This window comes from Novacetimonas hansenii JCM 7643, from assembly GCF_000964405.1.
Classification (GTDB): domain Bacteria; phylum Pseudomonadota; class Alphaproteobacteria; order Acetobacterales; family Acetobacteraceae; genus Novacetimonas; species Novacetimonas hansenii.
The window spans coordinates 20,482-28,686 of the sequence record NZ_BANE01000029.1 but is presented as its reverse complement, the minus strand read 5'-3'; the positions used below and the strand labels follow the sequence as shown (position 1 = coordinate 28,686).

At 59.7% G+C, this 8,205-nt stretch carries 7 protein-coding genes and 1 pseudogene; 3 read left to right on the top strand and 5 right to left on the bottom strand.

The window, feature by feature from the left end; genetic code table 11:
* A pseudogene (locus tag B7G66_RS02130) lies at positions 1-265 on the top strand (hypothetical protein); the annotation flags it as partial.
* 13 nt (positions 266-278) lie between these two features.
* Here B7G66_RS02130 and B7G66_RS02125 read toward each other — a convergent pair.
* The 5 genes from B7G66_RS02125 to B7G66_RS02105 are packed head-to-tail and all read right to left on the bottom strand — an operon-like array spanning position 279 to position 5,596.
* Entirely contained in the window at positions 279-1,007 is a 729-nt protein-coding gene (locus tag B7G66_RS02125; RefSeq protein ID WP_003619814.1) for a copper homeostasis protein CutC, read from the bottom strand.
* A complete protein-coding gene (locus B7G66_RS02120; protein ID WP_003619812.1) occupies positions 994-1,983 on the bottom strand; it encodes an ABC transporter ATP-binding protein in 990 nt (329 codons plus the stop codon). Before B7G66_RS02120 ends, B7G66_RS02125 begins: the two co-directional genes overlap by 14 nt.
* Positions 1,980-3,014 carry an ABC transporter ATP-binding protein gene (locus B7G66_RS02115; protein WP_003619810.1) on the bottom strand — a complete coding sequence of 345 codons (1,035 nt, stop codon included), beginning with the start codon at positions 3,012-3,014 and terminating at the stop codon, positions 1,980-1,982. The genes B7G66_RS02120 and B7G66_RS02115 overlap by 4 nt, the downstream gene beginning before the upstream one ends.
* A 3-nt stretch (positions 3,015-3,017) precedes the next feature.
* Positions 3,018-4,457, bottom strand: a complete 1,440-nt coding sequence (locus tag B7G66_RS02110; protein ID WP_003619808.1) for a M81 family metallopeptidase — start codon at positions 4,455-4,457, stop codon at positions 3,018-3,020.
* Positions 4,458-4,474: 17 nt separating this feature from the next.
* Complete coding sequence (locus B7G66_RS02105; RefSeq protein WP_159107944.1) at positions 4,475-5,596, bottom strand: ROK family transcriptional regulator; 1,122 nt, start codon at positions 5,594-5,596, stop codon at positions 4,475-4,477.
* Between the two features lie 156 nt (positions 5,597-5,752).
* Here B7G66_RS02105 and B7G66_RS02100 point away from each other — a divergent pair, with 156 nt between their 5' ends.
* The gene (locus B7G66_RS02100; protein ID WP_040510778.1) at positions 5,753-7,285 is read left to right on the top strand and encodes an ABC transporter substrate-binding protein; all 1,533 of its coding nucleotides are present in this window, start codon (positions 5,753-5,755) and stop codon (positions 7,283-7,285) included.
* Complete coding sequence (locus tag B7G66_RS02095) at positions 7,282-8,202, top strand: ABC transporter permease (protein ID WP_003619803.1); 921 nt, start codon at positions 7,282-7,284, stop codon at positions 8,200-8,202. Before B7G66_RS02100 ends, B7G66_RS02095 begins: the two co-directional genes overlap by 4 nt.
* Positions 8,203-8,205 lie beyond the last annotated feature (3 nt).

The following is an 8,205-nucleotide window of genomic DNA, read 5'->3' as shown; positions in this document are numbered from 1 at the left end:
GGCCGTTATGGCCGACCAAGCCTATGACAGCAATGCATTACGTGTTCCTGTCGCTCAGATGGGCGCAGAAGCTGTCATTCCCTGCAATCGCACCCGCAAGATTATCATCCCGCATGATACCAGAGCTTACAAACTGCGTAATCGTATCGGGCACTGCTTCAACCGCCTCAAGCACTTCAGACGCTTTGCGACCCGAGATGATCGACGCACCATCCATTTCCTTGGCTTTGTTCACCTCGCCACAGCCATGATCTGGATGGCATGAATGTCGATCGGTCCTAATCCTGTGATGGCACGCTCTGTGCTGCATTTATCAGGGCACGAATAGCGGCCGGGTCTGTCTGGCCAGGCATGGGGCCAAATCCGAATTCTCCTCCCTCAGTCGCAGGAGAAGATGCAGGCCTCCGGCATGACGCATGGACTTCACGCACCCCCGTGGCACGGATCAGCGCGCCAACATTGCCTGCGTTCACACCGCTACCGGCAAGAATGGCGATACGTCCCGCCGCCTGTGCATGCAGCAAGGCCAGGCATTCCTGTCCCTGCGGTGCGGTGGGGCGTTGACCCGATGTAAGGATACGGGTGAATCCCGCCTTGATCGCGAATTCCAGTTCGGCCGCAGGGTCACGCACCAGATCAAAAACACGATGCAACGTTCGTTCCATTCCCGCGCAATGCCCGGACAGGTGCAACAGCAGATCATGATCCAGATTGCCATCAGGCCGGATCGCCCCAAGCACGACCCCCTTCAGGCCGCACTCACGGGCGGTGCGGATGTCATCGACCATGACGGCAGCTTCATCATCATCGAATATAAAGGACCCGGACCGCGGACGGATCATGGCCAGTGTCGCGACATCCCCGCGTGCCGCCTGACGCATCAGTCCGGCGCTTGGTGTCAGTCCCCCCACCTCAAGCGAGGCGCAGAGCTCGATCCGGTCTGCCCCGGCCGCATTGGCCGCGGCAATGCCCTGCGGGGTCTCCACACAGATTTCAACACGCGTCATGAAATATCTCCGGTCGCAAGCAGGCAACCCATCGTCCCGGTGCGACTTCGTTCAATGGGGGGACCACCGTGGCGCAGGACGCCATGGCGTGGGAACAGCGGGTACGGAACGCACAGCCATAGTGCAGGTCCGGTGCCGGCGTGGGCTGTTCGGTGGTTGTCGGCATAGCACCCGCCTCTGGTGATCCGAGACCCGGCGCCAGGGTCACAAGGGTGCGCGAATAGGGGTGAAAGGGCGTGGTACGGAAGGCCTGTATCGGGGCGATTTCCATGATGCGTCCCAGATACATGATCACGACGCGATCACACAGGAACATGACGGTTGGCAGGTCATGCGATATGAATGCCATCGCAAGGCCCAGCCGTCCGCGCAATTCACGCAACAGGTTAATGACCTTGGCCTGCACCGACACATCAAGGGCGGAAACAGGTTCATCTGCGACAATCAGGCGTGGCCTGACCGCCATGGCCCGGGCGATGCCGATGCGCTGCCGTTGACCACCGGAAAATTCATGTGCAAACCGCATCAGCGCATCCCTGCCCAGCCCAACGGACGCCAGCAGGTCAATGACTGTCTGCTGCCGGCTTTCACGTGTGCCGATCCTGTGGATTTCCAGCCCTTCTGCAACGATGTCACGCACCCGCAGGCGTGGGTTAAGGCTGGCGGCCGGGTCCTGGAAAATCATCTGCACCTGACGACGGTACCAGTCCAGATCCGTGCGGGATAATGAGTTGATATTACGTCCCTCGAAACTGATATGCCCTGCCGTAGGGGTTTGCAGGCGGACCATGCAGCGGCCAACCGTCGTTTTGCCAGAACCGGATTCACCAAGGATACCGACGATTTCGCCTGCATGGATATCAAACGACACTTTGTCCAATGCCTGAACATTTCGCAGGCTGCGGCCTAACAGGCCGCGCGATGCGCTAAATTCCACGCTCAGGTCACGAACCGACAGTAATGGCTGGTTGCTCATATGTCAGTGCCTCCTTCCATCTCCGGCCATGCGATGCAACGTGTGGCATGGCCACGGACCGCATTGACCATCTGCAGGTCGGGATGACCGGCACGACAGGCATCCCGCACCATGTCACAGCGCGTAGCAAAGGCGCAGCCTGCTGGTCGATGGGCCAGGTCGGGGGGATGTCCGCGGATTGTGGGGAGTTCAGGCAATGTCGCGCTTTCCCGTGCATCAAGATGACGCACCGGCAGGCAGTCCAGAAGCGCGCGGGCATATGGATGGCGCGGTGCCTCCATCACATCGGCCGCACGCCCATATTCGACCACCTGTCCCGCATACATTACCATGACCCGGTCCGCGAATGCCTCCACCAGTGACAGGTTGTGCGTGATGAACAGCACGGCCATACCGGTATCATGGCGCAATTGTTTCAGGATATCGAGAATCTGCGCCTGTGTTGTAACATCAAGTGCCGTGGTTGGTTCATCCGCGATCAGCAGTGCGGGACGACAGGCGATGGCAATGGCGATCATGACACGCTGGCGCATGCCCCCCGACATCTGGTGCGGGTAGCTGCGCACCCGTGCATGCGGGTTGGCGATACCAACTGCCGCCAGCAGGTCCGCCGCACGCGCCATGGCGGCATGGTTGTTTGCCTGTCCATGTAACACAAGGGCCTCGGCAATCTGTTCACCAACCGTCATCGCCGGATTGAGCGAGGTCATCGGTTCCTGAAAGATCATCCCGATCCCGCCGCCCCGGACTTTGCGCAATGCCTTTTCCGGCGCGGTGGCCAGGTCCACGATATCCTGCCCGGCGGGCTGAAACAGCAATCGTCCCCCTGCGATGCGTCCGATACGCGGCAAAAGCCCCATCATCGACAGGCTGGTGACGCTTTTTCCCGAACCGGACTCCCCTACCAGGGCCACAATCTCGCCAGGGTTGATGTCGAATGTCACGTCATCCACGGCATGGACAATGCCACGTCGGGTGTGGAAATGAATATGCAGCCCTTCGACCGAAAGGACAGGACGTGACACCGTCATATGTCATCCTCCCTTTCGGGCCGAGGAATAGACATGCGGCAGCCAGGCAAAGGACGTGTCGAACGGGAATGTCGGCCGGGCCTTGTGTGCCCGCACAAGGCGTGTGACATGCTGGTCCACTGCCCCGGGCGACAACGCCATCAGCGCCGGATTGGCAATCGGGGCAAGTTCCGGCGAAAGATAGCCGGATTTCACCACGACAATCCGTGCGCCATGCGGGTCAAGCCCCAGTGCCGTGAAATCGGCGATGTTATGATAGGGCCTGCGCCGTCCTGCCACGACCACCTGTATCCCGCCAACGGCGATGACCGCCTGGCATTCACGCTCGTTCGGATCATCAATTACGAAACGGACTTCGCCTGTCACTTCGACCGGGGTCGTCCCCGCAGTGTCCAGGGCGCCCCCAATCAGCAGCGTAACCTGTGCCCCCACCCCGGCGGCACGGGCAATGCGTGTGGCCCGTGGATCGGCAATTCCCGCAACGATGACGTCCTGCGCCCCGCATGCAATCAGCGCGCGCAGCACGTCGACACGGTCCCCCACGCCACCACCGGTGGGGTTATCACCTGAATCCGCCACAATAACCGGGCCACTGGTGACCTGAAACGCCTGCTCGAGGGTCTGTCCGATATTCCCGGTCCAGCAGCCGAACTGGAACTGCGTGCGCGCGTCCCAATATGCCGTCGCCATTTCTATGGCCGCGCTCTGCAATGCTGCGGCATCTGTTCCCGTCATGACCGAGGCAGCCGTTGCACGCGGTTCGTCCGCCCATACATATCCCACCATGAGGGAGGCATCCCAGATGCCTTCACGTCCGTCGATTTCAGGCAGGCGTGCATACAGGCTGCGGGCGGGTTCGTCCTCGGTACTGGTTTTTTCGCCGGGCAGCACGACTGGAACCGGTGCCCATACGACATGCGGTCGTATCCCCTGCGTCAGGCAGCGCACCAGCATCGTCACCGCCCGGCGCATCGTTTCCTGAACGTCGATATGCGGTGCGGTGCGATAGGTCGAAAACATGTCGATCGCGTCGATGATGCGCTGTGTCACATTGCCATGCAGGTCATAACTGACGGAAATTGGTACATCGTTACCTACCACGGCGCGGGTTGCGCAGATCCAGTCACCTTCGGCATCTTCCATACCCTGAACATACATCGCGCCATGCATGGACAGGTACACACCGTCCAGCGGCCCGGCCGCACGCAAGCGGTCAAGGAATTCGTCGCGCAGAGCCCGATAGGTCTCTGCCGTGACGGGGCCGCCGGGAATGGCGCGGGCATGCAGGGTTGGCACGAATTGTGCCGGATAATCGGCCAAAAATGCAAAATAAGGTGCCTGCAACAGCTCATCGCCACGCATCACCCGAAAATCCTCCATCCGGGTTGGAACCGGATTATAAGTGCTGCATTCGATATGAATGCCACCCACGGCAATACGCATACCCTTTTCCCTTTTGTTTAGAATTCGTGGAACAATGACCGGTCGGCCGCGACGCTGGCTGCGCCGAACGCCCATGAGTCAGCCATGACATCGCAGGTCATGATCTCTGGCCGGGGTGCAAGCTGCGGCAGGATGTTGCCTTCTGCGGCCTGGCGCATTGCGCGTCCGAACAATCCCGTCAGTTCACCGCCCTGGCGTGCAACCAGTACATGCTGCGGGTCCATGATCTGCACCATCTGTGCGATCATCAGGCCCAGTGCGCTGCCCGCGCGATGCAGCAATTCGACCGCACCAAGGTTGCCCTGCGCCGCAAGCTGTTCAAGCTGGTCCAGATCCCCCGGCAGCCCCGCCCGCGTGGCAAGATGGGCAATGGCCGTCAGCGAGGCAACGGTATCGAGGCAGCCTGTTTTCCCACACAGGCACGGCAGCCCGCCCGGTTCCGCCGTGGCGTGGGCGATTTCGCCTGCCCCGCCCCGGAAGCCACGAAACAGTTCGCCGCCAAACATGTGACCACACCCGATCCCCTGCCCGACGGAAATAAGGCTGAAGGATGCGGCTTCCCGCATGGGTCCGAACCTGTATTGCGCAACGGTAAGGGCATTGGCGTCATTTTCGACATACGCAGGCAACCCGCAGGCCTGCGTTATCAGCGGGCCAACAGGCGCATTTTCCCATCCCGTCAGGGTGGAACGCACGCATATGCCGCCCTGTTCATCCACAAGCCCCGAAACCGCCAGCCCGATGCCACGCATGCGTTGTGCATGGAGCGAACCCTCGGGTGCGATCCGGGCAATCAGGCGGCGGACATGCGGGCCGATATCCTCCACCCTGTCCGGCAGGTCGATATCCTGCCGATCCAGTATCGTCCCATGCAGGTCGCCCAACACCATGACAGGACGGTCCGCCAGCGATATCCCGACGAAAAATGCGCTGTCCGCCGCGATCCCCAGTCGTATCGACGGTCGCCCCCCACCATGTACGGTATCGCGTGTTTCAATCAGCCCATGCGCCAGCAGGTCTGCTGTCACCATGGAAACCGCGCCTTTGCTCAGCCCGGAAATACGGATCAGCTCAGCGCGGCTCAGGGGGCCGAACTGGTTGATCAGGCGTAGCAGTTGCACATGCGACCGGCAGGACACATGCCCCTCCATTCCGGATAAAGATCAATTTATATCATTGATTGATCTTTTATTCGTCAAGTAAGTTTTTTATGTGATATAAGTCAGAACAGATCGAAACAAACTGGTGATCGTGGCCGATAGATGAAATGTCAGTACCGCCCGCCCCTGTCCCGCATGACCTTTTTTGCGTGTATCGGTATGTTATGTGCGTCTTCGGCCCATGCATCGCCTGCGGTGGACGCCTCGCGGTGCCTGAGCGTGATGCAGCCCGAACCCCCACGCAGCATGGACCCGGCGGACCAGGTGGCGACCGACACATCCTCCATCCTGACCGCGATGTATGAAGGGCTGGTGCGTTCCGATGCGGATGGCACGATCCATCCCCTGCTGGCAACGGCATGGACCCATGACCCGCAGGGTACGACATGGGATTTTGTCCTGCGTCGCAATGTAAGGTTTCATGATGGACATCCCATGACAGCGGATGCCGTTATGCGCAGTTTCCGCCGCCTGCTGGATCGGACAGCCCCCCTTGCCGGAAGCAGCCGTTTCATGGCCGTGGTGGATACGGTGACGACCACCGATGATGACATGACGGTACGGTTTCACCTGCGCCGTCCCTACCCCGATTTCCTGCTGCTACTGTCCTTCAGCCAGGCCTATGTGACGTCGCCTTTCGCGGGGACATCACTGTCGCGGCAGGCGGACGGAACGGGGCCTTTCCGGTTTGTGGAGTGGAAAAGTTCTGAATATGTCATGCAATCACGCAACCCGGATTACTGGGGGACACAATCAGATATCACCAATGTACGCTGGCTGTGGTCTGCTGAACCATCAGTGATGGATATGTCTCTGCATACCGGTGACAGCGATATCGTCAGTAATCTTCCTGCCCTTTATGCCCAGCAGATGCAGGGCGATCCCCGCTTTGTCATTTATGATGATCGTAACGGGCCATTATACTGGATTGCCATCAACATGGACCGGCGGTCGGGGTCTGACATACGTATCCGTCAGGCGCTGAATTACGCAACCGACCGACATGCGCTTGTCCATGCCCTGCTGCGCGACAGGGGGCAGCCCGCGCGATCCCCGCTGCAACCGGTTTCCCCCTATTTTGTCAGCTACGCCCCTGATCCGCAATATGATCCGCAACGCGCCCGGACCCTTCTGTCAGATGCGGGGCTGGCTGCTGGCATGACATTCAACCTTGCGGTTCAGGACATGGATGAACCGATTGCCGAAGCCTTGCAGGATATGTGGAAAAAATCTGGTATAAAACTCAGGATTTCACGGCTTGAAGGAGGCGTCTATGCGTCCGAAGCCTTTGCGGACCCAATGCAGAAGGAGGCGCTGCAACTTGATGGGGTGCTTGCGTCCTGGTCATCAGGATTTATTCCCGACATGCAGCTACGCCCCCTGTTTTACAGTGCGTCTGCTGCGCCCGCAGGGGCCAATCTCGGCTTTTTCCATAACCCGGACGTGGATGCCCTGATTAATCAGGGAGCAGTCGAAACATCTGAAGATCTCCGAAAGGATATCTATGCAAGGGTGCAGAAGATGATCATGCATGATGCACCTGCGGTGCTGATCTATACCCGCGATACGCTTGTGGGCATGCGTGCCGATATAACCGGGCTGGTTGTGCGTCCGGACGGGGCGCTGGACATTACGCATGTCACCCGTAACCGGCAGCCGCATTCATGAATGCACGTATCATCAACAAAATGCTGATGCTGCCTGTTGTCATGCTGGTGGTATCGTTTGCGGTGTTTGTTGCGGTCCGTCATCTGCCCGGAGATCCTGCACGCATGCTGGCCGGTCCTGCCGCAACGCAGGACGCAGTTGATGCGGTTCACCACAGTCTTGGGCTGGACCGGCCGGTCATGCAGCAATATGGCGGGTTCATGCGTGGTGCGCTTGCTGGCGACCTGGGTGTATCCATTGAATCACGTCAGCCGGTGGGGCGCGAAATCGCCAGCCATTTTCCCTATACATTGCTATTGGGGCTAAGCGCCTATGCCCTTGCCCTGTGCTTTGGCATTCCCGGTGGGCTTGCCGCCGCGATGTTTCAGGATGGGGTGTGGGACAGGATCTTCATGGGGATTACGATCGTGCTGGCGTCGGTACCCAATTTCTGGTTTGCGCTTTTGCTGATGGAACTCTTTTCCGTTCGCCTTGGTCTGCTGCCCCTGATGGGTGCGCATTCATGGTCCAGCCTGCTGATGCCGTCGCTGACCCTGGCGCTGATGCCCATGGCGCTGATTGGTCGCATGACGCGTGCCAGCATGATTGCCGTGCTGTCGCGGGATTATATCCGCACCGCCCGGGCAAAAGGCGTCGGCCTTATGCAGTTGTGTCTGCGCCATGCCCTGCCCAATGCCCTGCCGCCGGTCATTACCGTCATTGGCATGAACCTTGGCAGTGTCATTGGTGGCGCGGTTGTCACTGAAACTGTGTTTGGTTGGCCCGGCCTTGGCCACCTGATGATCGAGGCCGTGCGCTGGCGCGACTATCCCGTGATCGAGGGCGTGACACTGGTTGCGGTGCTGTCGGTCATACTGGTCAATCTTGCGGCGGATATCCTTATTTCCCGGATTGATCCCAAGGCACGGCGCATCTGAAGG

Coding starts and splice junctions, on each gene's coding strand:
- B7G66_RS02125 (WP_003619814.1), bottom strand. CDS start 1,007: ATGACGCGTGTTGAAATCTGTGTGGAGACCCCGCAGGGCATTGCCGCG.
- B7G66_RS02120 (WP_003619812.1), bottom strand. CDS start 1,983: ATGAGCAACCAGCCATTACTGTCGGTTCGTGACCTGAGCGTGGAATTT.
- B7G66_RS02115 (WP_003619810.1), bottom strand. CDS start 3,014: ATGACGGTGTCACGTCCTGTCCTTTCGGTCGAAGGGCTGCATATTCAT.
- B7G66_RS02110 (WP_003619808.1), bottom strand. CDS start 4,457: ATGCGTATTGCCGTGGGTGGCATTCATATCGAATGCAGCACTTATAAT.
- B7G66_RS02100 (WP_040510778.1), top strand. CDS start 5,753: ATGACCTTTTTTGCGTGTATCGGTATGTTATGTGCGTCTTCGGCCCAT.
- B7G66_RS02095 (WP_003619803.1), top strand. CDS start 7,282: ATGAATGCACGTATCATCAACAAAATGCTGATGCTGCCTGTTGTCATG.